A 23580-nucleotide genomic window follows, 5' to 3' on the forward strand; every position below is an offset into this window, starting at 1 on the left:
CAGCTGACTCATCACTGCCTGATACACCGCCATCGCAGGCAAGCCAGCTCCCACAGGTGACCGTATTTCAAGTCCGGATCGCCCATAAAAAAGCCCGGCTCAAGAGCCGGGCTTTTCATTCAGGCAATGGCTATCAGGCGCCGTATACCGGCAGCTTCTTGCAGATGGCCTTGACCTTTTCGCGGACCGCGTCGATCACGGCTTCGTTGTTCAGGTCGGCCAGGATGTCGCAGATCCAGCCAGCCAGTTCCTTGCACTCTGCTTCCTTGAAGCCACGAGTGGTCACAGCCGGGGTGCCGAAGCGCAGGCCGGAAGTGACGAACGGCGAACGTGGATCGTTCGGTACCGAGTTCTTGTTCACGGTGATGAAGGCGCGGCCCAGGGCAGCGTCGGCATCTTTACCGGAGATGTCCTGTTTGATCAGGGACAGCAGGAACAGGTGGTTTTCGGTACCGCCGGACACCACGTCAAAACCGCGCTCGATGAACACGCTGGCCATGGCCTGGGCGTTTTTCACCACTTGTTGCTGATAGGCCTTGAACTCGGGTTGCAGTGCTTCCTTGAAGCAGATCGCCTTGGCAGCGATCACGTGCTCCAGCGGGCCACCCTGGGCGCCCGGGAATACCGCGGAGTTCAGTTTCTTCTCGATGTCGGCGTTGGCGCGCGCCAGAATCAGGCCGCCACGTGGACCGCGCAGGGTCTTGTGGGTGGTGGTGGTCACCACGTCAGCGAAAGGCACCGGGTTCGGGTAGACGCCCGCGGCCACCAGACCGGCTACGTGAGCCATGTCGACGAACAGGTAGGCGCCTACTTTGTCGGCGATTTCGCGGAAGCGTGGGAAGTCCAGCACCTGCGAGTAGGCCGAGAAACCGGCCACGATCATTTTTGGCTTGTGTTCAACAGCCAGGCGCTCGACTTCGTCGTAGTCGATCAGGCCGTTGGCGTCGATACCGTACTGAACGGCGTTGTACAGCTTGCCGGAAGACGAAACGCTGGCACCGTGGGTCAGGTGACCGCCGTGTGCCAGGCTCATGCCCAGGATGGTGTCGCCGCCTTGCAGCAGGGCCAGGTACACGGCGCTGTTGGCCTGGGAGCCGGCGTGCGGCTGGACGTTGGCGTAATCGGCGCCGAACAGTTCCTTGGCGCGGTCGATTGCCAGTTGCTCGACCACGTCGACGTATTCGCAGCCACCGTAGTAGCGCTTGCCCGGATAGCCTTCGGCGTACTTGTTGGTCAAGACCGAACCTTGAGCCTCCATCACCGCTGGGCTGGTGTAGTTTTCCGAAGCGATCAGCTCAATGTGCTCTTCCTGGCGCACGGCTTCTTGCTCCATGGCGGCAAAGAGATCGGCGTCGTACTTGGCAATAGTCAAATCACGGCTGAACATGGCGGTCCTCAAGGATCGGGGGCAGAAAAGGAGGGCATTCTAACCCAATGGGTTTTAGATGGCATATGAAAGGACATCATGTCGCGGACAAGCGGGGTTCATCTGTGGATAAGCGGTGCCTGTGAGTGCCCCATCGCGGGCAAGCCCGGCTCCCACAGGGAACGCATTCCAAATGTGGGAGCTGGCTTGCCGGCGATGAGGCCATCAGCCCCACAGCAGGTCTTCAGTCGAACATGAAGAGCGCATCATTGCTGAACTGCGCCTCGAACCGGTTCGCCGGCATTGGTCGCCCGAACAGGTAACCCTGCACTTCGTCGCAGCCATGTTCGCGCAGGAAGTCCAGTTGCTCATGGGTTTCCACGCCTTCGGCGATCACCGCCAGGTTCAGGCTGTGGGCCATGGCGATGATGGCGCGGGCGATCTGCGCGTCCTGTTCGCCGGAGGGCAGGCCATCGACGAATGTGCGGTCGATCTTCAGCACGTCGATCGGGAACTGCTTGAGGTAGTTGAGTGAGGAGTAACCGGTGCCGAAGTCGTCTACGGCGATGCTCAGGCCCAGGTTTTTCAGGCTGTCGAGGATCTGCATCGCTTCATTGACTTCACGCATCAGGATACTTTCGGTCAGCTCCAGTTCCAGGCACGCCGGCGGCAGGCCGGTGTCCTTGAGGATGGTGGCGATACGCGTACCCAACTGGCCATCGGAGAACTGCCGCGCCGAGATGTTCACCGAGACTTTCGGCACGCGCACCTTGTTCTGGTGCCAGGTCTTGAGTTGGCGACAGGCTTCGCTGATCACCCAGTCGCCCACGTCCACCACCAGGCCCAACTCTTCCAGTACCGGTATGAAGTCTCCCGGCGGCACCAGGCCACGGCGCGGATGGCGCCAGCGCAGCAGGGCTTCGGCGCCGGTCAGGCGTTTGCCGTCGCCGCTGAACTGCGGCTGGTAATAGAGCACGAATTCGTTCTGGTCCAGGGCGTGGCGCAGGTCGCTTTCCAGCTCCAGGCGCTCCAGGGCGCTGGCGTTCATGTCGGCCTGGTAGAACTGGAAGTTGTTCTTGCCGCGCTCCTTGGCGTGATACATCGCCGTGTCGGCGTTTTTCATCAACTGGCTGAGTTCGTTGCCGTCCTGGGGGCTCAGGGCGATGCCGATACTGGCGGTCACGAAGAACTCACGGCCCTCCAGCACGAACGGCTTCACCAGGCTGGCCAGAATCTGCTCGGCCACGTGAATGGCGCGGTTCAGCGCCATGTCGCGGCTGACCCGGGGTTGCAGGAGCAAAGTAAATTCGTCGCCACCCATGCGCGCCACGGTGTCGTCTTCGGCCACGCAACCGAGCAGGCGTGTGGCCATTTCCTTGAGCATGCGGTCGCCGGCGGCGTGGCCCAGGGAGTCGTTGATCGGTTTGAAGCGGTCGAGGTCGAGGAACATCAGCACCACCCACGACTTCTGCCGCTCGGCCGCCTGCAAGGCGGTGTGCAGACGGTCCTGGAACAACGTGCGGTTGGGCAGGTGGGTCAGGGCGTCGTAATAGGCCAGGCGGTGGATGCGTTGCTCGCTGGCCTTTCGCTCGCTGATGTCACTGAAGAAGCACACGTAACTGGCCAGGTCGCCTTCATCGTCGAACACCGCAGTAATGCCGACCCAGGCCGGGTAATGCTCGCCGTTGCGGCGCTTGAGCCAGACTTCGCCTTCCCAGGTGCTGTGCTGGTGCAGTTGCTTGAGCACATAGCGCAGGTGGGCTTCCTGTTGTTCGTCGACGGTGAGCATGTTCGGCAATTGGTCGAGGACGTCGCTGACCGCATACCCGCTGACCCGGCTGAACGCCTCGTTGGCCTGCACGATATAACCCGCAGGGTCGGTGATCAGGATCGCCGAGGTGGAGTGTTCGAATACCGTTGCGGCCATGCGCAGGTCTTTCTCGGCGCGGCGCTGCTGGCTGATGTCGCGGCCAACGCCGAGGATGCCTTCGAACGCACCGTGTTCATCCCACACCAGCACCAGGCGCAGTTCGATCGGTACCTTGCGCCCGTCGGCGCGCAGGCAGTCGAACAGGAAGAGCTGGGTCTGCACTTCGTCGCGCAGTTGGTTGAGCGCTTCGATATCTCCCAGGGCACGGCTGACCTGTTCGACCAGGGCGTAAATGCCGGTCAATTGTTGCGGGTTGGCGATGATTGACTGCCAGCCGTTCTTGAACACCCAATCCACGTCGTAGCCCAGCACGGTATTGACCGACGGGCTGATGTAGTTGAGCGCCAGTTGGCTGTCGGTGGAGCAGATGACGTCGCTGATGCTTTCGGCCAGCATGCGGTAGCGCTGTTCGCTGTCACGCAGGGATTCGCTGGCTTCGATCTGGTCGGTGATGTCCTTGGCCACGCCGATGATGCGCGTGACCAGCGCGGTCTTGTCCCGCGCCAGGGCTTGCTCACGAATATCGAAACGCCGCCATTGGTTGTTGCGGTGACGAAAGCGCAGCTGGCATTGCAGTTGGGTGGTGTAGCCGATCTGGCGCTGTTGCTGGCGCAGGTCGTGATAATGCTCGGCGTCTTCGGGGTGCAGCAGGATTTCCCAGAAGTACTCGCCCATTTGTTGCAGTTCGGCCTTGTTGTAGCCGAGCGTGTGGCCCAGGTGGTGGTTGCTGAAGATCATGCGCTGACTGATCACGTCCTGCACGTACAGGTGATCGGGCACGGTGCGCACCACGTCTGACCAGAAGCTTTCGCGCTCCACCAGCGACAGCTCGATCAGCTTGCGGCTGGTGATGTCGCTGATGCTGAGGATCACGGCCTTGTAGTCGTCCTGTTGCTCCGGCAGGCGCATCACCAGCCACAGGTATTGCTCGTTGCCGGCCACATCGTTGAGCTGGATTTCCAGCTCCAGCTGTTTTTGCTGGGTGAGCACTGCCTCCAGCACCTGGTAGCCAATGGAGGTGGCGTTGCGAGGGCAGTCGTCAATCAGGCGTTGCCAGGCGTCTTCGCAGGACCCCACGTTCAGCAGGCGCACCGCCACCTGGTTGACCTCGGTGATGCGCAGTTCCTTGAGCAGTTGCTGGCGTTCGGCTGGGTTGTCTTGCAGCCACGTCTTTAATTGCTCGCGGGTTTCCAGGCGGGCTTTGTCGAACCAGGCATTCAGGCCTGAGAGATCAAGCACGCAGAGGGCGACGCCGGTGCCTTCGAAAATATCCTGGTAGCGCCGCCGGCCTTCGTGCACCTGGCGCTGGCGACGGCGCATGTTCAGCAGCACGATCACCGGGATCAGCGAAAGGGCCAGGCCCAGCAGGCATTTGCCGATAAACGCCGGGAGCAGTTGCTCGAGCACCGCGCCGCGGTCGAACATCCCGCGCAACTGCCAGTCACTTTTGCTCAGGGGGGTGACCAGCACGCTTTTGTTCAATTCGTCCGGGGTCAGGGCCGCGGCCCATTGGGCCGGCATGCCGCTGTCACGGCTGACCACGCGATGGTTCAGGCGGTTTTCGATGGCCCACATCGGCCGTGGGCCCTGGCCATCCTGGCGGGTGAGGCTGGTCAGGTAGTTGGGGGCCAGGCGCAAGGCCCAATAGACTTTCGAGCCGCCGCTGGCCTGGTGCAGCAGCAGGTAGATGACGGTGCCGTCGTTGTCGTTGCTCAGGTAGTAATTCTGGGAGTGGCTGCGCTTGACCAGCTCTTCGAGCCAGGCGCTGTCCTTGCTGTCCATCGCGCTGTCACCGATCAATGCGCCGCTGGGTGCAAGCAGGGCAAAGCTGCGCAGTTCCGGGAGGGAGCGTTGCAGGGTGCGCATCAAGGCCTGACGTTGTTCGTCGGTGCGCGGTGGCTCGACGATCGGCAGCAGGTTCAACGCGATTTGCGCGCTCAGGGCCATGTTCAGGCTGATCTGTTCAGCCAGGTCGGCGCTGTAGTCGATGGTGTATTGCTGCTGGTTTTTCTGGTTTTGCTGCAACTGGTCCAGCAGTTGCCAGAACAATAAGGCGAGCAACATCAGGACAAGCGTCGCCAATGCGCCTTTGAGGGTGCCGTGCAGGGGTGCTCCCGGCGCTATATGAGCGGCGCGCAGGGGAGTGGGCGGCGTGACTTTGGACAAGCTGTGATCCTGCGGTTTGGCTGGATTGGCGCGCGACGTGCACTATAAGCCGGACGCCCGGAGGGCGGCTAGCATGCCTTGAGTTGTGGCAAAGTGCCAGTCCTTGCCTGGCTGGACTGACCAAGCGCATTCAGGTAGCTTTGCCGGTTACGCGGGGGCGTTCCAGCCCCAGACAATCAGGCTTTTTCCGCACGCAGGCAGTGATCACCGTCAACGGCCCGCGCGGCGCATGGCCTGGCACGGGCTTGGCCCGTTCAATTCATCAGTCACTGACGCTAGGTTCACCATGGCTCAATACGTCTTCACCATGCATCGGCTGGGAAAAGTTGTTCCGCCGAAGCGGGAAATCCTGAAAAACATTTCGCTGTCTTTTTTCCCTGGCGCCAAGATCGGCGTTCTCGGCCTGAACGGTTCGGGTAAATCCACGCTGCTGAAAATCATGGCCGGCGTCGACACCGAGTTCGAAGGCGAAGCCCGCCCGATGCCTGAGCTGAACATCGGTTACCTGCCGCAGGAACCACAGCTGGATCCGACCAAGACCGTGCGCGAAGTGGTCGAAGAAGCCGTCAGCGTGATCAAAGACGCCCAGGCTCGCCTGGATGAGGTCTACGCCGCCTACGCCGAACCGGATGCCGATTTCGACAAGCTGGCCGCCGAACAGGCCAAGCTCGAAGCCATCCTGCAAGCTGGCGACGGTCACAACCTGGAGCGCCAGCTGGAAGTCGCCGCCGATGCGCTGCGCCTGCCGGCCTGGGATGCCAAGGTCGAACACCTGTCCGGTGGTGAAAAACGTCGTGTGGCCCTGTGCCGCCTGCTGCTGTCGGCGCCTGACATGCTGCTGCTCGACGAGCCGACCAACCACCTGGACGCCGACTCCGTCGCCTGGCTGGAACACTTCCTCCACGACTTCCCGGGCACCGTGGTTGCGATCACGCACGACCGGTACTTCCTGGACAACGTCGCCGGCTGGATCCTCGAGCTCGACCGCGGCGCCGGTATCCCTTACGAGGGCAACTACTCCGGCTGGCTGGAAGCCAAGTCCGACCGTCTGGCCCAGGAGTCCAAGCAGCAATCGGCTCATGAAAAGGCCATGAAGGAAGAACTGGAGTGGGTGCGCAAAGGCGCCAAGGCCCGCCAGTCCAAGTCCAAGGCTCGTCTGCAACGCTTTGAAGAAATGCAGTCGCAGGAGTTCCAGAAGCGTTCGGAAACCAACGAAATCTACATCCCGGCCGGTCCGCGCCTGGGTGACAAGGTCATCGAGTTCAAGAACGTCACCAAGGGCTATGGCGACCGCGTGCTGATCGACAACCTGTCGTTCTCCATGCCAAAAGGCGCGATCGTCGGTGTTATCGGCGGTAACGGTGCCGGTAAGTCGACCCTGTTCCGCATGCTGATGGGCAAGGAAACGCCGGACTCGGGCACCATCGAAGTCGGCGAAACCGTGCAACTGGCCTGTGTGGACCAGAGCCGCGAAGACCTGGACGGCAGCAAGACCGTGTTCCAGCAGATCTCCGACGGTTCCGACCAGATCCGCATCGGCAACTACGAGATTCCATCGCGTACTTATGTTGGCCGTTTCAACTTCAAGGGCGGCGACCAACAGAAGTTCGTCAAGGACCTGTCCGGTGGTGAGCGCGGTCGCTTGCACCTGGCCCTGACCCTGAAAGAGGGCGGCAACGTCCTGCTGCTCGACGAACCGTCCAACGACCTCGATGTTGAAACCCTGCGTTCCCTGGAAGAGGCCCTGCTGGACTTCCCGGGCGCCGCCATTGTGATCTCTCACGATCGCTGGTTCCTGGACCGCGTCGCGACCCACATCCTGGCGTACGAAGACGATTCGCAAGCGGTGTTCTTCGAAGGCAACTACACCGAGTACGAAGCGGACCGTAAAAAGCGCCTCGGCGAAGCGGCTGCCCAGCCGCACCGTGTACGGCACAAGAAACTGGCCTGATTCGGGTTGGTGGTTTGAAAAGCGGAGCCTTCGGGCTCCGTTTTTTTTGCATCTTTTCAGGAAGACCGGGGTGGATTCATCGCAGGCAAGCCAGCTCCCACATTAGAAATCGATCAAATGTGGGAGCTGGCTTGCCTGCGAAGACACTCTAAAGGCTGGTGCATTTTCAGGGTTGGTAATCCCTTTTAAGGTGCAAAAAAGTCCTGTTTTCCTGATTTATTTATATCTAATGCACCATTTAAATTCACAAAGGCGACATTTTGCACTTTTCAGGTGCGAAATGAATTGCTAAGGTCCGGCTCAATCTCATTTAAAAACAATCAATTTGCCGAGACTTCCCATGATCGAATCTGTCGAATCTTTCCTTTCCCGCCTCAAGAAACGTGACCCCGACCAACCGGAATTCCACCAAGCCGTGGAAGAGGTGTTGCGCAGTCTCTGGCCGTTTCTTGAAGCCAACCCCCACTACCTGAACTCGGGCATTCTGGAGCGCATCTGCGAGCCGGAACGCGCGATCACCTTCCGGGTCTCGTGGGTGGACGATCATGGCAAGGTGCAGGTCAATCGCGGGTTCCGCATCCAGATGAACAGCGCCATCGGCCCTTACAAGGGCGGCTTGCGCTTCCACCCGTCGGTGAACCTGGGGGTGCTGAAATTCCTCGCCTTCGAACAAACCTTCAAGAACTCCCTGACCTCGCTGCCCATGGGTGGCGGCAAAGGCGGCTCGGACTTCGACCCCAAGGGCAAGAGCGACGCTGAAGTGATGTGCTTCTGCCAGGCCTTCATGAGCGAGTTGTACCGCCATATTGGCGCCGATGTGGACGTGCCGGCCGGGGACATCGGCGTGGGTGCCCGTGAAATCGGCTTTCTGTTCGGCCAGTACAAGCGCCTGAGCAACCAGTTCACCTCGGTGCTGACCGGCAAGGGCATGACCTACGGCGGTAGCCTGATTCGCCCGGAAGCCACCGGTTTCGGCTGTGTGTACTTCGCCGAAGAAATGCTCAAGCGCAACCAGCAGCAGGTAGAGGGCAAGCGCGTGGCTATCTCCGGTTCCGGCAACGTGGCGCAATACGCGGCACGCAAGGTCATGGACCTGGGTGGCAAAGTGGTGTCCTTGTCTGACTCCGAAGGCACCCTGTATGCCGAAAGCGGTTTGACCGAGGAGCAATGGACAGCGCTGCTGGAGCTGAAAAACGTACAGCGCGGGCGCATCAGCGCACTGGCCGAGCGTTTTGGCCTGGAGTTCCGCAAAGGCCAGACGCCGTGGGCGCTCGCCTGCGACATTGCGCTGCCTTGCGCGACCCAGAACGAACTCGACGCCGACGCTGCCCGCACGCTGCTGCGCAATGGCTGTATCTGCGTGGCCGAAGGCGCCAATATGCCGACCACGCTCGAGGCTGTGGATATCTTTATCGAGGCGGGCATTCTGTTCGCGCCGGGCAAGGCCTCCAACGCCGGTGGTGTGGCCGTGAGTGGCCTGGAAATGTCGCAGAACGCCATGCGCCTGCTGTGGACCGCCGGAGAAGTGGACAGCAAGCTGCACAACATCATGCAGTCGATCCACCATGCCTGCGTGCACTATGGTGAAGAAAACGGCCGGGTCAACTACGTGAAGGGCGCGAACATCGCCGGCTTCGTGAAAGTCGCCGACGCGATGTTGGCCCAGGGCATCGTCTAAACCTCGGGCTCGATCAACAGCACTTCGATCAACTGATCGCCGGCGGGGCGCTTCCACAGCACCTCGTCGCCCAATCGGGCCCCCAACAAGGCGCGGCCCAACGGTGAGCCCCAGTTGATCAAGTGCGCGGTGGCGTCGGCTTGGTCTTCGCCGACCAGTTGGATGCGCTGCTGTTCATCCTGTTCATTGGCGAATGTGACCCAACTGCCAATCTGCACCTTGTCGGTAGAAGTCGCCGGCGCGACGACTTGAGCGCTTTGCACCCGTTGATTGAAGTAGCGCAGGTCGCGCTCAAGGTCGGCCAGGCGCTGTTTGTCGTCTTTGGCAGATTCGATGCTGTGCGCCTGCTGTAACTGCGCCACCTTGGCCTGCAACTGCGCCAACCCATGGGCCGTCACTCGGTTGGGCTGCTCGCTGACCTGGCGCTCCACCGGCTGATCGGCCTGGGCGGCGGCGTTGTCTTCATTTACAAAAGCTCGGCTCATGACGTTCTCCCTCAATGGAGTTTGGGCCATAGTCGCTGCGCGATCGTTCCCACGCTCTGCGTGGTAATGCAGCCGTGGACGCTCCGCGTCCGCTTTAGCGATATGCCCTGGCCGCGTCACGATCCTTCTCCCGCTGCCAGGCACGTTCGCGGTCATCCCAGTGGTTGTCCTTGTAATCGCGCAGGTCCTCGTTTTCACGCATGGCCTTGCACTGGCGAAAGCCATCTTCCCAGCCTTCGGCGTATTCGCGGTCTTTCAAGTAACGCGGTACGTTCTTGCGAAACTCCCCGCTGATCACCCCGGCCGCCTGGCGACCGCTGCTGCAACCGTCGTCAAAACCATCGGCGAAGGCCGGCGGGTAACCCTTGGCCAGCAGATCCTGATGGGTGGACTGGCAACCGGCCAACCACACCATCGCACACAGCATCACCGCATACCGCCACATTGCCTGCTTCCTCGCCGTGTCATGGCTGATAAGAGGAAGTCTAGAAGGGGATTCGTTCGAGGGATGTGAAAGGAAGGTGATAACGGTGTGGTCCGTAGGCGCTGGCAAGCCGGCTCCTACGGGTTGCGCGCACCAAATGTGGGAGCGGGCTTGCCCGCGAAGGCGGTGTATCAGCCAAGTTTGCGGTGACTGACACTCTGCATTCGCGGGCAAGCCCGCTCCCACACTTTTGATCGTTGTACGACTTTGGTCAGTAGTGATACCACTTCACTTCCAGCATCACTTCATTGACCGGCGTGGACAAATGGCTGTACTCGCGTTGTGCACTCAGGCGCAGGCCCAGGTTGCGCGACAGTTCCCACTGCTGGTTCAGGCTGATGCTGCGGCGGACTTCGCCATTGGTGAAGAAGTCGCCCTTGGCTTCCAGGCTGAGGTTGCCCAGCGGGTTTTTCCACAGCACGCCGGTATTGAAACCGGCGGCGGGGGAGATGGCTTCGCTGAAATCATTGTTGTGTTCCACGCGCACGGTGCCGAGGGCGAAGCCGAGCATGTCGTCGCGCAGTTGCCAGGTGCCGCCGGCGCCGCCGTTGATGTGGCTGACCAGGGTTTCGTCATCGTGTTTGCCCGGCACCCGCTCCAGGCCGCCGGTGACTTGCCAGGACCACGGCTGCAACAGCGCGTTGCGAGGGGTCAGGGAGCGAATGGTGGCCAGGTCCAGTTGTTGCAACTGCCAGTGGTTGCCTTCGTACTGGCGCAGTTTCATTTGCAGGATTTCGATCTGTGCGCCCAAGGGGAAGCCTTCGGCGTTGTCATTGAGGTCGTGGTAAGCCATGCGCAGGCCATATTCGCCGTAGGCCTTGTCGCCACGGGTACCGATGCCGGCTTGCCAGGTGCGGGATTCGTGGCCGTTTTCCGGCAGGCCGGGCGGTGTGATCTTGAGATCCGGCGCGGGGTTCTGGTTGATCGCGCGCAGCAGTTCGAAGCTGCGCTGGGAACGTTCGCTGTCGCGCTCCAGGCCATTGGCGCGGTAGCGGCCCAGGCGATAGGCAGCGTCGATGATCAGGGCTTGGCGGTCTTTGGCGAGGGCCTTGAATGCCGGGGCTTGCAGTTGCTTGGCGTCGTCGCTGATGTTCAGTACCCATTGCTGCTCGTCACCGTCCAACGGTTTGGCGCGTTCCAGCAACTCGCGTTCACGGGAAGGGCGATAGTCGATCTTTTCCACCAGACCTGCGTCTTTCACGGCCTTGACCGTGTCCGTGGGGATGGCGGTCAGCGGGAACTGTTCGGTCAGGCGCAGGCCGGGGCGGGCGACTTGCAGCAGTTCCAGCAGGCGGTAGGAGCAGTTCTCGTCGAAGAAGAAGTAGTCGAACTGGATCTGCTTGAGTTCCCACACGTGCTCGACCATGCGCTCGGTTTCGACTTGTGTGAGGTTGAGGCGGTATTCCCACAGGTCGCGGTTCTCGAGGCTGCGGTATTCCGAGAGTTTTTCCTGATAGGGCACCAGGGCGAACAGGCCGGGGTAGCCGCCCATCAGGCCTTTCCAGGCATAGAGGATGCTGTTGTCCGAACCTTCGATATAGGCGCCGAAGTTGATCGCATAGCTGAGCAGAGCGGTTTTGTCCCGTTGCACGTCGGCCTGGTCGATGCGCAGCAGGGTGTGACCGAACATCGACGACGGGCTGTTGAGGTAGGCCGCCGGGAAGATCATCACCGCACTATGGGGCGCGACGTCTTTGAACCATTGTTTGAATTCCGTGCAGTCCACGGCGGGCAGGTCGGTCAGGTGCAACTGATCCTTGAGCCAGCGGGTGCGTGCGGGGTAAACGCATTGAGCGTGTTTTTCGCCCAGGCTGGCCGGCGCGTAGAGCGCTTCCACGGTGGCCTTGAGCTCGGCATCCGGATGATGGGCGCCGTCGGGGGCGAGGAAGAATTTCTTGTCGCTGACGTAACTGCGCCAGCCGCTGAGCTTGCCGGCTTCGTAATGGCCAAGGGAATGCCAGAACGGATCGTTGGCCAATTGCTGCAAACGTTGATCATCCAGATGCGGGGCCGCGTAGAGCGGGGCGCAGGCGAAGAGTGCCAGCCAGGCAAAGCGTTTGAGCATAGGGGCAACTTAAGTCGGAAAAAGAGAGACCCAAAGGGGAGGCGGGTCCAAAAATAAAGCCCGCGCCTCGAAAGGCGCGGGCGGGTCGAGCTTATGCCTGGGTGGCGTATTTGGCCAGACGGGCATCGCCTTTCAAGACGGCGAGGGTGTTGGTGTGCACGTCGTCAGCGGTCACGTCGGCTTTGCTGAAGATTTGCTGGAAGTGCTGGTGAGTCACTGCCGCGAAGTGCTCGCGGTCTTCCGGTGCCACGCCCAGTACCACCGCGTAGGTGGTCAGCGCTTCGCCATTGCCTTTGGCCATGTCTTCGGAGAGCTCGTTCATCATGCCGTTCATGGCAATCCAGGACTTGCCGCCGTAGGTCAGGGCGCTGTTGGTGCTGCAGCCGTTGGTGCCCGAGGTCATGCCGAACGTGGCGTTACCCGAGGTGCCGTTGGTGGTGGAGGCGAGGAAGTGAGCCGGAGTGCCGCGCTGGCCTTCGAACAACATGTTGCCCCAACCACAGTTCGGGCCACCTGGTGCTTCTGCCATTGCATTGAGGGAAACGACGGTGAAGAGAGTACCAAGAAGGATCCGTTTCATAGCTTTGTTCTCTTTGTGTGCAAACCAATGGACAAGGGTTCAGGCGCGTCGCAGCGCCCTGAGGGATCGGTTATTAGTCCAACCCGCGCAGTTTGGAGTTTAGGCACGTTCCAGGGGTTCCGTGGTTTTTTATAAAACAATCAGCGATGTCGCGATTTTTTTGTAGGACGTCTCCCGTGTCTATGCTTTCCCAACGGCTTGCCTTGCCAGAGCGCGCAAGCGAGAGCCAGAATGCCGTCATCTGCCCCGCCTGATGTAAGGAAGCCCGATGCTTGATCCTGTTGCTGCCAGCTTGCGTCTAGCGCCCGAAGCGCTGACACGTCCTTTCTCCGCTGAACAGTTCAGCTTCTCGACCACCAATGATTTGGAGCCCTTTCGCGGTGTGCTTGGCCAGGAACGCGCGGTTGAAGCGTTGCAGTTCGGTGTGGCCATGCCACGCCCCGGTTACAACGTATTTGTCATGGGCGAGCCGGGTACCGGTCGCTTTTCGTTCGTCAAACGCTACCTGAAGGCCGAGGGCAAACGCCTGCAAACCCCGGCGGACTGGGTTTATGTGAATAATTTCGATGAGCCGCGCGAACCCCGTGCGCTGGAACTGCCAGCGGGCGGTGCGGCGGCGTTCATCAGTGACATCAGCGGGTTGATCGACAACCTGGTGTCGACCTTCCCGGCGGTTTTCGAACACCCCACTTACCAGCAGCGCAAAAGCGCCATCGACCGCGCGTTCAACCAGCGTTACGACAAGGCTCTGGACGTGATCGAGCGCCTGGCCCTGGAAAAGGACGTGGCGCTGTACCGCGACAGCTCCAATATCGCGTTCACCCCGATGCTCGACGGCAAGGCGCTGGACGAGGCCGAATTTTCGCAATTGCCTGAAGCTGATCGCGAACGTTTCCATACCGATATTTCCGAGCTGGAAGAGCGCCTGAACGAAGAACTCGCCAGCCTGCCGCAGTGGAAACGCGAGTCCAACAACCAGCTGCGCCAGTTCAACGAAGAAACCATCACCCTGGCCTTGCAGCCTTTGCTCGCGCCGTTGTCGGAAAAGTACGCGGAAAACGCCGCGGTCTGCGGCTATCTGCAAGCCATGCAGGTGTATCTGCTCAAGACGGTGGTCGAGCAACTGGTGGACGACGCCAAAACCGATGCCCAGGCCCGCAAGCTGCTCGAAGAGCAATATTGCCCGAGCCTGGTGGTGGGGCACCCGGTCAACGGTGGGGCGCCGGTGGTGTTCGAGCCGCACCCGACCTACGACAACCTGTTCGGCCGTATCGAATACAGCACTGATCAGGGCGCGCTCTACACCACCTATCGCCAGTTGCGCCCGGGTGCGCTGCACCGTGCCAATGGCGGTTTCCTGATCCTCGAAGCCGAAAAGATGCTCGGCGAGCCCTTCGTGTGGGACGCCCTCAAGCGCTCCTTGCAGTCGCGCAAACTGAAGATGGAGTCGCCGTTGGGCGAGCTGGGCCGTCTGGCCACCGTGACCCTCAACCCGCAGATGATCCCGTTGCAGGTCAAGGTGATCATCATCGGCTCGCGCCAGCTGTACTACGCGTTGCAGGACGCCGATCCGGACTTCCAGGAGATGTTCCGCGTACTGGTGGATTTCGACGAAGACATCCCGATGGTCGACGAGAGCCTGGAGCAGTTCGCCCAGTTGCTCAAGACCCGCACTTCGGAAGAAGGCATGGCACCGTTGACCTCGGACGCAGTGGCGCGCTTGGCCACCTACAGCGCACGGCTGGCAGAGCACCAGCAGCGCTTGTCGGCGCGAATCGGAGATTTGTTCCAGTTGGTCAGCGAGGCGGACTTCATTCGCCACCTGGCGGGCGACGAGATGACCGACTCCGGCCATATCGAACGTGCCCTCAAGGCCAAGGCCACGCGCACGGGTCGGGTGTCGGCACGGATTCTCGACGACATGCTCGCCGGGGTCATCCTGATCGACACCGCCGGCGCAGCCGTCGGCAAGTGCAACGGGCTGACGGTGCTGGAGGTGGGCGATTCAGCCTTCGGCGTGCCGGCACGAATTTCCGCCACGGTTTACCCGGGCGGCAGCGGCATTGTCGACATCGAGCGTGAGGTCAACCTGGGCCAGCCGATCCACTCCAAGGGCGTGATGATCCTCACCGGTTACCTGGGCAGCCGGTATGCCCAGGAATTCCCCCTGGCGATCTCGGCGAGCATCGCGCTGGAGCAGTCCTACGGCTACGTGGACGGTGACAGTGCGTCGCTCGGCGAGGCGTGCACCTTGATCTCGGCCTTGTCGAAGACACCGCTCAAGCAGTGCTTTGCCATCACCGGCTCGATCAACCAGTTCGGCGAAGTGCAGGCGGTGGGCGGGGTCAACGAGAAAATCGAGGGCTTCTTCCGCCTGTGCGAGGCCCGTGGCCTGACCGGCGAGCAAGGGGCGATCATTCCCCAGGCCAACGTCGCCACGCTGATGCTCGACGAGAAGGTGTTGCAGGCCGTACGCGCCGGGCAATTCCATATCTATGCGGTGCGCCAGGCCGATGAGGCCCTGAGCCTGCTGGTGGGCGAACCGGCGGGTGAGCCGGACGAGGAAGGGCAATTCCCCGAAGGCTCCGTGAATGCGCGGGTGGTCGAGCGCCTGCGGGTGATTGCGGAGATGATCAGCGAAGACGATTTGAAAGAGGCCGAAAAGGAGCTGGCGCAACAGGCACTGGCCGAGGCCAAGCCGAGCTGACGCTTTAGCGGAGTCGTTGTTGTCACTGGGTTTGCTGTGGCCACTGGACTCGTCGTGGAGAGAGGGCTTGTCCCGCGTTGGGCTGCGAAGCAGCCCTGAAACCAGTCAACGCAGTGTGCCTGGTGGAACGCACCAGCCTTGTTGGGGCCGCTTCGCGCCCCAGCGCGGGACAAGCCCGCTCACTACAAACGTGCCTGTTCACCCTATGGCAGGTTTGCCCACGCCCGCGAAGGTATTTTTGTCAGTAAATTGACTCTGATTCACTGGGGCCAACGCCCGTTGGTCCCTACAACCTTGGTTTGTCGTGGTTTTCTTCTATTCTCAGCTCAAGGGATATCCACAGGAGTCGCTGGATAGAAACAGCCCCATCGTGCGGTGAGGCTGAACACCGATCTACCGAGGGTCGCCGCCATGCCGCGCAACCTTTGCCTTACCCGCCAGTGCCTGGGCCTGGTCACCCGTATCGAATGCTCCATTCGCCCTCTCGCGGGGGATAACGGGATGTGGACCTTGTTGTTTGCCGCCGGAATGACCGGCGAACAACCCTCCACCATCAAGTCTCAGGGCCCGTTCCCCGGGCCCTTCGTGGCAGAAAACATTCTGAAATCCATCGTGGAGAGCCTGACCTTGCACGGCTACGAGCTGGCAGACGATCCACAGATCTGGTGCCTGCACCTGCAAGGCCTGCTGCGCCAGATCAATGGCGGGAACAAGCGCCTGGCCCTCTAGGCCGGCTACTTGCTCTCGGGTTTGTCCAGTTTGACCTCGAAGCCGTATTGCACGGTGCTCAGGTCGGTGCGCTGGTAACTCTCCAGCACGGTCGGCTGGCCGTAGAAGTAATGCACATCAAACAGCGCCGTGCCGTACTCCTCGGCGCGATGGCTCACGCCGAGAATTTCCTTGAGGTAATTGCCGCTGGCGTCCTTGGCGTAGAAGCGCCAACTGTCGGACGGAAACGCCTTCTGGTCGACGATCAACGCGTTGTCCTTGAGCGACAAGCCCTTGGGCAGCCGGGCCGCATCCAGCGTGCCCTTCTCGATGGTCGCCAGGAACAGCGGGATCGAGCCCACCACGAACGCCGGATTTTCCGGGAACAGGTTGAGGTCATAGGTGAGCGTGCCCCGCGCCGGGTTCAGTTCGAACGCTTCCACCGGCAGTTCGATGGGCTCCCCGCGCTCGCCTTTCTCGTCGGCGGTGAAGAACGTCACCGGCGATTCGCTGCTGTTGCGCTCGCTGCCCACCAGGTCGTCGTTGAAGGTGAAGGGGTGGTCGAACACGATATGCGCGGCGCTGGCGTCTTCGACGGACTGGCTGATGGTGACGCTGTTTTTCAGTTGGTCTTCGGTCAGCGTGGCGTCCTTGAGCCAACTGGCGGCGCTGTCGTCGTACACGGTCACGGGCATCGGCAGCGGCTGTACGGTTTTTTGCAGGCTGTTCTTGTCGAAGCGCAGCACCGGCAGGTCCAGGTCCCTGCGGGTAAGCGACGCGGTGGAAAAATCCATGACATTGACCTGCAATTGCTCGATCTGCCCGTTGAAGTAGACCTTGGCGTAGTGGTTGCTCTGGGTGTGCTCAAAGGCCTTCTGCTCGTCGGTGAGCTTTTTTTCAAAGGCTTCGGACCAGGCCGTCTGTTTTTGCATCTCGGCCAGTTGCTTCTCGTAGAACGCGACTTGGGCGGCGTTTTCATTGATCGAGCCCGCGCGGGTGAGGAATTGCCCGGTGCTGTCACGGGCCTGCACCAGCAGCGGGTTGGGGGACTCGTCACCGACTTCCGGCGCCAGGGGCGCGTTGTTGGTCAGCTCGATTTCGGCGTAGTTCTTTTCCAGGAGCAGCAGGTTGACGGTGATCGCACCCTCGGTGCGCTTGTGGCCCACGTCTTTTTTCGTCAGGTCGAAGGTCAGCACTTTGCCCGGTGCCACCACTTCGACCGTCCCTTTGAGGCTGACGGGTTGTGGTTGGCTTTTGTTTTCGGTCTCGATGCCGTCGATGAACGGGTAGGTCACGGTCAGGTCATCGGGGTTGGTCAGGTTGGAACTGCTGGGGCTCAGTTGGATACCGGGATCGGTTTCCGACCATTCCGGCTGAAAGGGGATGACTTTATTGTTGCTCAAGGTCACCGACTGCCACTCCAGGCCATGGGGGAAGGGGAATTGCTCCGGCAGGCTGAAGTTGAACGGGAAGACGGGTTGCAGGTCCGTCAGGTAGTCGGAGTGGGAGGTCTTGCGCAGCACGAACAAGCCGTTGATATAGGTGTCCACCAGTGCCTGGGGCGTGGGGTAGTGCTTGAGCAGGGCCAGGGTGTCTTCGCCGTATTCGGCTTCGATCGGCTTGGTTGCAAGCTTGACCCGGGCCCGCTCCAGCAATAGCAGTGAGCCGCCCAGATCAGCGATGGCGTCACGCAGTTTGGGGTCCTGGATGCTGTCGAGGGACTGTTCGAACTTTGCGGTTTTCTCTTCGAGGGTGGTCTGCTTCTGCTCGTCGCTGGGGGAGCAGCCGCTGGCCAGCAGCAATGCCGCTGAAAGGCCAAGGCTGGCCAAAGGGAATCGCACATCCATCATCTGGGGGTTTCCTGTCCGACGTCATCGAGCCAAGTGGATGGGCTCGACACTAGCAGAAAAATTCTCTTACAGATGCCGCCTCGGGCAGTTTTCTCGCGCGGTGACAGCGCTCCAGCGGCGGCTGGTATACTCGCCGCCATTTTCAGCCACGCTGTGTGAGAACCAATGGAACGCTTTATCGAAAATGCTATGTATGCCTCGCGCTGGCTGCTGGCGCCCATCTATTTCGGCCTGTCCCTGGGGTTGTTGGCGCTGGCGCTGAAATTCTTCCAGGAAGTGGTGCACCTGCTGCCGAGCGTGTTCTCGATGGCCGAGTCCGACCTGATCCTGGTGCTGCTGTCGTTGATCGACATGGCGCTGGTGGGCGGCTTGCTGGTGATGGTGATGATTTCCGGCTACGAGAACTTCGTCTCGCAGCTGGACATCGATGACAACAAGGAAAAGCTCAACTGGCTGGGCACCATGGACTCTTCCTCGCTGAAGATGAAAGTGGCGGCCTCCATCGTGGCGATTTCCTCCATCCACTTGCTGCGCATCTTCATGGACGCCAAGAACGTCGATCCCGAGCACCTGATGTGGTACGTGATCATCCACATGACGTTCGTGATCTCCGCGTTCGCCATGGGTTACCTGGACAAGGTCACCAAACACTGACGCCCTGGGCCGGCCTTACTGCTCGATGAAGTAGTAAGGCTGGCGGTTGACGGCCATCTGCTTGATCACCGTCACCTTCTCATTCAGTTGGTCGGTGTGGTCCAGCAACGCGACGCTGCCGGGCTTGGCCACCAGGTAACGGCGCAGTTCGGGCTCGGTCTGCAAAATCGGCAGATAGGCCTGGGTGTAGAACACGCTGGCCCCGGCAATCCGCTCGTTGGGTCGATACAACACCACCTCTCTGCCCTCGGCTTGCAGTGCCTGGATCTGACGAATCAGCGGCACGAAAGAGTGATGCGCGTCGGCCTTGGGCGCGAACCAGAACGCTGCCGTGAGGTAGCAAGCCACCGCCAGGGTGAATACACCACCGATCACCGGGCGACGGAGTGTGTATAGCGCCGGCTTGTGGTCTTTCAGCCAGGCCAGCAGCACGCCAGCATACTCGGCGGCCAGGACCGCAGCGGCTGGCGTCAATGCCATCAGGTAGACCGTGCGCTTGCTCGAAGCAAGGGTCAGCAAGGTGAACTGCGCGACCAGCCATACGCTGAAGAACAAACGGTAGCGGTTACGCACCAGGCTTTTGCGGAAGTGCCACAAGCCCAGGTACACCAGGATGTTCCACGGCAGAAACGCCTCGGGCAGTTTCACCAGGTAGTAATAAAACGGCTCGTAATGCCCGGCCTCGACGAACGAGCCGCTGAAGCGTCCCACGCTGTTGGTCCACAGCACCTCGCCCACCGCCTGCAGGCCACCTCGCTGGTACAGGAAACCCAGCCAGATCAGCAGCGGCACCAGCGCCAGCACAGTGAACAGCGCGGGTTTCAGCCAGTCGCCGACGCGCAGGCGCTTGTCCATCAGGCTGGTGGAGAGCAGGTACGCAAAAATCACGATGCCCGGCATCGCCAGGCCCAATACGCCTTTGCTCAGGGTGGCGATGACCATCCCGGCGGTAAACAGCGCCCAGGCCCACGCAGCGGAGCCCTGGCGATCAGGCCGCACGGCCTGGTAGAACGCCAGCAGGGCAGTGGTCACGCCCAGGCTGAGCAACGAGTCCTCACCCACACCGCGCACATTGCCCCAGTAACTGGCCATGGTCGCCAGGATCAGCGCGGCGCAGAACGCCATAGGCTTCGGCCGTCCGAATTGGCGCAGCATGGCGTAAAACAGCATCACGCTGAACAGCCCGGCGAACGCCGACGCCAGGCGCACGGCCCAGGTGGTGCCGCCAAACGCGCGGATCGCGCCGGCATCGAGCCACAGGCTCAGCGGTGGTTTTTCCAGAAAAGGTTCGCGGAACAGGCGGGGCACCACCCAATCGTTGTCCAGGTGCATGGCCATGGCGATCCCGGACACCCGGGCCTCGGTGGAACCTTGCAACTCATGGTTGCCCAAAGCGAAGAAGAACAGCAGGCCAGCAAGCAGCAACAGCAAGGGAGCGGGACGCGTCATGGCGGGGGATCACCGGGCAGGGGGCCGCTCGACGGAGCGACCCTGGCAATCGGCTAGTATATGTATGGGTTTCTTAACAATTCGTGAACGAACAGCGGATAGTGCTCACGGCGCCTTCAAACTGGGCAATGCGGCTCGACCTTCTGCGGTCAGTACCGGCTCCAGTTGCTCCCAGGTGAAGCTCAGCTCATTGTCACAACCGTCGCCCTGAGCCGGTGTCGACAGTTGCAGGCCCTGGGTGTTGAAGCTCAAGTCGAAGGTGGAATAGCTGGTCACGCTGGGACAGCCTTCGTCGACCGTGGCTTGCCTGGCCAGCCACGTGCTGAAGGTGGCCGGCAGCTTGACCTGGCCGGCGTAGGGGCCGTCCCATTCTTCTTGGGTGCCCAGCCAGGTCCAGGGGTCGACACTTTCACCGGTTTGCAGGTTCCAGCTGTGCAGGCCCCAACTGATGCCGCCACGTCCGTAGCCCGCCGACCAGCGATAGAAGCGCACGGTGACCCAGTGCGAGGACCAGTAGACGGGGTCCACGGTGATCTCGCTGGTGGTGGTGCCGCCGCTCTGGTCCAGGGCGTTGCGCCGCTCGCGATAATAGTCGGTCTGGCCCTCGGGGCTTGTGGCCATGCGCGCGAGGTCGCGATTGATCTTGTCGAGGGCAGGGCCGTCACCGCTCAGTTTGAGCGTGACTTCCCCGCCCTGGGTCTTCACTTGATAGGGGCGCTCATTGAAGGTCTTTTTCTCGATGCTGACCGGCGGAGGGATGGCTTCGAGCGGGTTGTTATAGGCGTCGCTGGCGCAACCGTCCGTGTCTGCGCGGGTCAACGTCACGGCCAGGGTCTTGCCGCCAGGGGCCTTGCTCCAGGTGCCGTCCAGGTGATCGCCTTGTGGATCGTCCAGTTGCCAGAACCCGGTTTGCCCTTCTTCCACCCACGGCTCGCTGGCGTTGGCCTGGGTCAGCTGGATAGGCGTGCGAATACGCTGGTAGTAGTAACTGCCATTGGCGCCATGGGCGCCGTTGAAACACACAGTGATCGCGGATTTGCCCAGGGTGCCGCGCCACACGCCCGCCAGGTCGGCGGCGCAAGCGAGCAAAGGTGAGCAGGTGAGTACGAGAACAGCGAGAGGCTTGAGCACGGGTATCGGACTTCCAGTTGTCTGATCAAGGCGCTCAGGGTAATGGCAAGTCCGGATGGCTCCAAGGGGCGCCGTCGTTGATGGACGGCCTTTGCGACGTGCCGATCGACACATCGGGACGTTAACGGTTTTGGCAGGCCCTATGCTACGCTCGCGCGATGCCTAGAATGACCAAATCCGAACTCAATGCCGAAATAATCGACCGTGCCGCCGGGCTGTTTGCCAAGCATGGTTTTGCCCACACGTCACTTCAGCAGATCGCCGATGCGGTCAGCTATTCCAAAGCCGGTCTGTTGCACCACTTCCCCAGCAAGCAGGCGCTGTACGATGCGGCGCTGCGCACCGGGCTCGAGCATATGCAGGCGCTGGTCGAGCAAGTCGCCGACCTGCCCCCGGGCCCTGCGCGTGAGCGCGCGGTGATCGAAATTCTGGTGGATTTCACCTTTGACTGGCCGGGTATTTCAGCGTTTGCCAACCGTCTGGTGGAAGGCGAGCAGAGCGAACTGCCCGAACTGATGCAGATGGGTCTGATGGTGTACGAAGCCCTGGGCATCGACCTGACCAGCGCCTCGCAAGAACGTCTGGTGCGGGTCACCAGCGCACTGACCGGACTGGGGGCTACAGCGCTGGTGGCAGTGCGCTCAGGCATCCACCACGTGTGGCGCCCGCTCATCATCGTCGCCGCCATGGATGCGCTGGGGCATCACAGCGTCACAACCCCCTGACCAACCCCAGCAACTTGTGGCTCCACACCCCGTGCCGCGTCCCCAGCGACAGCCGAAACTCGGGGAACGACACTGTCATCGCCACACTGTAGAACGCGACGCCCAGCAGGATCAGCAACCACTTGTGTTGCTTGATCAGCAGGCTGGCATGACGAAACGTCTTCACACGAGATACGGCATGAGGTAAATCACTTCGAGTGCCTCATAGACCGCCCCGATCAGCAAGGCCAACATCACCAGCACATACAACCGGCCCGTCGCATGCAACCCCGCCCGGTACCCGCTCCAGCGCGAGACCAGCCCATAACGCGCAGGCCACAACCACATCCGCCCCTGCACATACACCGCAAACGCCGCCAGCACATAAGCCTGCCCTTCGATCAGCAACGTCAGCGAATGCGGAATCAACGTCGCCCGATCAGCCCCCACCGGCGAAAACATCACCCCCCACAAAAAGCCCCGGTGCAACGTCACCGCAATCCCGGCGAACGGCAACACAAGCGAAGGCAGCGTCGTCATCCCCACCGCAACACCCAGATTCACCAGAAAGGTGATGGCAATCGCCAACGGCACATTCTTGCTGGCATAGGCATCGCCCGCCATCTTGAACAACCCGGGCTCGGCGAAGGCTTTGTCGATATTGGGCTTGAACACCCCTTGCAGTTCGGGGGTGAAGGCGGTGACCAGCATCAGCAGGGCGAATAGCCCGTAGAACGCCAAGTTGAGGGCGATAAACGCCCGGCGGTGCTGGTGAATGAGAGCGAAAGCGCTGCGCAGGAAAGGCACCGGAAAGTCCTTGTGGGATTTTTCGGGATTATTCTACCGAATTGGTTGGTATGCAACCTTTTTGGTTTGGGGGGTGGTGGGTTTCTATTCATCAGAAACGACAAAACCCGCAGGGGCGGGTTTTGGTGGGCCGGGGTAATCTGAACAGAAGTTATAACTTATTGATTATAAAACAAAATATCGGTTTGATTTTTTTGTTGGAATGCCATTTGGAATGCCGATAGGATTTGCTTGGTCCTTGGGGGGGCTGACAGTGTGCTATTGCTAGATCGTTCCTTCACAACCGCTTACCTAGGGTCCGTCCGCGAATGTAGCTGACGTCACCCAGGTCGCAGAGCTGCTGCATGCGACGAAAACGCGGTGTACGCGGACGCCGGATATACCGGTGTCGAGAAGCGCGAGGAGCACAAAAGTCGTAAGGTGATCTGGCAGATCGCTGCCCGGCGCGGCACCTATTCCAAGCTCAACAAGCGCGGTCTGATCTACAAGGCCAAGCGTAAAATCGAGTATCTCAAAGCCCAAACGCGCGCCAAGGTCAAGCACCCGTTTCGGATGATCAAGCGCCAGTTTGGATACGTGAAAGTACGCTTTCGCGGGCTGATGAAAAACACGGCTCAGTTGACCACCCTGTTCGCTCTGTCGAACCTGCGGATGGCTCGAAAACACCTGATGAGTATGGGCGAGTCACGCGCTTAATACGGAGAACCGGGCAGAAAACGCCCTCGACGCACGCTGCGTCAGGCTGTTTTCAGCAAATAGCGCTGCTTGCCGAGCAGATTACGACTTGCCGTCACTGCGCAGCAAGTTGATCGAGGCATCCCGAGAGATCGGACTGGCTGATGTGCGCAATGAGCGAGAAATACTA

Annotated in this window: 17 protein-coding genes and 1 pseudogene; 7 read left to right on the plus strand and 11 right to left on the minus strand. The window is 60.9% G+C overall.

The window, feature by feature from the left end; genetic code table 11:
• Window positions 1-133: 133 nt before the first annotated feature.
• Together glyA and ACW9IN_RS09900 are read right to left on the minus strand one after the other, a co-directional pair.
• Window positions 134-1387: a serine hydroxymethyltransferase gene (glyA, locus tag ACW9IN_RS09895; protein ID WP_457365725.1), complete on the minus strand. Its 1254-nt coding sequence runs from the start codon at window positions 1385-1387 to the stop codon at window positions 134-136.
• Between the two features lie 223 nt (window positions 1388-1610).
• Entirely contained in the window at window positions 1611-5462 is a 3852-nt protein-coding gene (locus ACW9IN_RS09900) for an EAL domain-containing protein (RefSeq protein WP_457365726.1), read from the minus strand.
• A 286-nt stretch (window positions 5463-5748) separates the two neighbouring features.
• Here ACW9IN_RS09900 and ettA point away from each other — a divergent pair, with 286 nt between their 5' ends.
• Window positions 5749-7413 (plus strand): energy-dependent translational throttle protein EttA, encoded by a 1665-nt coding sequence (gene ettA, locus ACW9IN_RS09905; RefSeq protein ID WP_457365727.1) that lies wholly within the window; start codon window positions 5749-5751, stop codon window positions 7411-7413.
• Between the two features lie 340 nt (window positions 7414-7753).
• Entirely contained in the window at window positions 7754-9091 is a 1338-nt protein-coding gene (gdhA, locus tag ACW9IN_RS09910; protein WP_457365728.1) for an NADP-specific glutamate dehydrogenase, read from the plus strand.
• On the opposite strand, the gene ACW9IN_RS09915 is transcribed toward gdhA, so the two are convergent.
• From ACW9IN_RS09915 to ACW9IN_RS09930, 4 genes are all read right to left on the minus strand, one after another.
• A complete protein-coding gene (locus ACW9IN_RS09915) occupies window positions 9088-9576 on the minus strand; it encodes a GreA/GreB family elongation factor (protein WP_457365729.1) in 489 nt (162 codons plus the stop codon). The two genes, gdhA and ACW9IN_RS09915, sit on opposite strands and share 4 nt — an antisense overlap.
• Before the next feature lie 94 nt (window positions 9577-9670).
• Entirely contained in the window at window positions 9671-10021 is a 351-nt protein-coding gene (locus ACW9IN_RS09920) for a hypothetical protein (RefSeq protein ID WP_457365730.1), read from the minus strand.
• A 250-nt stretch (window positions 10022-10271) separates the two neighbouring features.
• Window positions 10272-12125, minus strand: coding sequence for an Lnb N-terminal periplasmic domain-containing protein (locus ACW9IN_RS09925; protein WP_457365731.1), 1854 nt, complete (start codon window positions 12123-12125; stop codon window positions 10272-10274).
• A gap of 91 nt (window positions 12126-12216) precedes the next feature.
• Window positions 12217-12705 (minus strand): DUF3015 domain-containing protein, encoded by a 489-nt coding sequence (locus ACW9IN_RS09930; protein WP_457365732.1) that lies wholly within the window; start codon window positions 12703-12705, stop codon window positions 12217-12219.
• 268 nt (window positions 12706-12973) lie between these two features.
• Between ACW9IN_RS09930 and ACW9IN_RS09935 the strand changes: the two genes are divergently transcribed.
• Together ACW9IN_RS09935 and ACW9IN_RS09940 are read left to right on the plus strand one after the other, a co-directional pair.
• Window positions 12974-15412, plus strand: a complete 2439-nt coding sequence (locus tag ACW9IN_RS09935) for a Lon protease family protein (RefSeq protein ID WP_457365733.1) — start codon at window positions 12974-12976, stop codon at window positions 15410-15412.
• Window positions 15413-15823: 411 nt separating this feature from the next.
• Entirely contained in the window at window positions 15824-16141 is a 318-nt protein-coding gene (locus ACW9IN_RS09940; RefSeq protein ID WP_457365734.1) for a PA4575 family protein, read from the plus strand.
• Between the two features lie 5 nt (window positions 16142-16146).
• Here the strand turns inward: ACW9IN_RS09940 and ACW9IN_RS09945 are convergent, their stop codons facing one another.
• A complete protein-coding gene (locus tag ACW9IN_RS09945; protein WP_457365735.1) occupies window positions 16147-17970 on the minus strand; it encodes a hypothetical protein in 1824 nt (607 codons plus the stop codon).
• A 165-nt stretch (window positions 17971-18135) separates the two neighbouring features.
• Here ACW9IN_RS09945 and ACW9IN_RS09950 point away from each other — a divergent pair, with 165 nt between their 5' ends.
• Window positions 18136-18624: a TIGR00645 family protein gene (locus ACW9IN_RS09950; protein ID WP_457365736.1), complete on the plus strand. Its 489-nt coding sequence runs from the start codon at window positions 18136-18138 to the stop codon at window positions 18622-18624.
• A gap of 15 nt (window positions 18625-18639) precedes the next feature.
• Here the strand turns inward: ACW9IN_RS09950 and ACW9IN_RS09955 are convergent, their stop codons facing one another.
• Entirely contained in the window at window positions 18640-20073 is a 1434-nt protein-coding gene (locus ACW9IN_RS09955; protein WP_457365737.1) for an ArnT family glycosyltransferase, read from the minus strand.
• Between the two features lie 105 nt (window positions 20074-20178).
• On the minus strand, window positions 20179-21204 hold the full coding sequence (locus ACW9IN_RS09960) for a hypothetical protein (RefSeq protein WP_457365738.1): 1026 nt from the start codon (window positions 21202-21204) through the stop codon (window positions 20179-20181).
• A 167-nt stretch (window positions 21205-21371) separates the two neighbouring features.
• Here ACW9IN_RS09960 and ACW9IN_RS09965 point away from each other — a divergent pair, with 167 nt between their 5' ends.
• On the plus strand, window positions 21372-21929 hold the full coding sequence (locus ACW9IN_RS09965; RefSeq protein ID WP_457365739.1) for a TetR/AcrR family transcriptional regulator: 558 nt from the start codon (window positions 21372-21374) through the stop codon (window positions 21927-21929).
• On the opposite strand, the gene ACW9IN_RS09970 is transcribed toward ACW9IN_RS09965, so the two are convergent.
• The gene (locus ACW9IN_RS09970; RefSeq protein WP_457365740.1) at window positions 21916-22095 is read right to left on the minus strand and encodes a hypothetical protein; all 180 of its coding nucleotides are present in this window, start codon (window positions 22093-22095) and stop codon (window positions 21916-21918) included. The genes ACW9IN_RS09965 and ACW9IN_RS09970 overlap by 14 nt on opposite strands.
• Window positions 22092-22715, minus strand: a complete 624-nt coding sequence (locus ACW9IN_RS09975; protein WP_457365741.1) for a hypothetical protein — start codon at window positions 22713-22715, stop codon at window positions 22092-22094. Before ACW9IN_RS09975 ends, ACW9IN_RS09970 begins: the two co-directional genes overlap by 4 nt.
• A gap of 295 nt (window positions 22716-23010) precedes the next feature.
• On the opposite strand from ACW9IN_RS09975, the pseudogene ACW9IN_RS09980 reads away from it, so the two are divergent.
• A pseudogene (locus ACW9IN_RS09980) lies at window positions 23011-23411 on the plus strand (transposase); the annotation flags it as partial.
• Between the last annotated feature and the right edge of the window lie 169 nt (window positions 23412-23580).

Source organism: Pseudomonas sp. SDO5271_S396 (assembly GCF_054071795.1).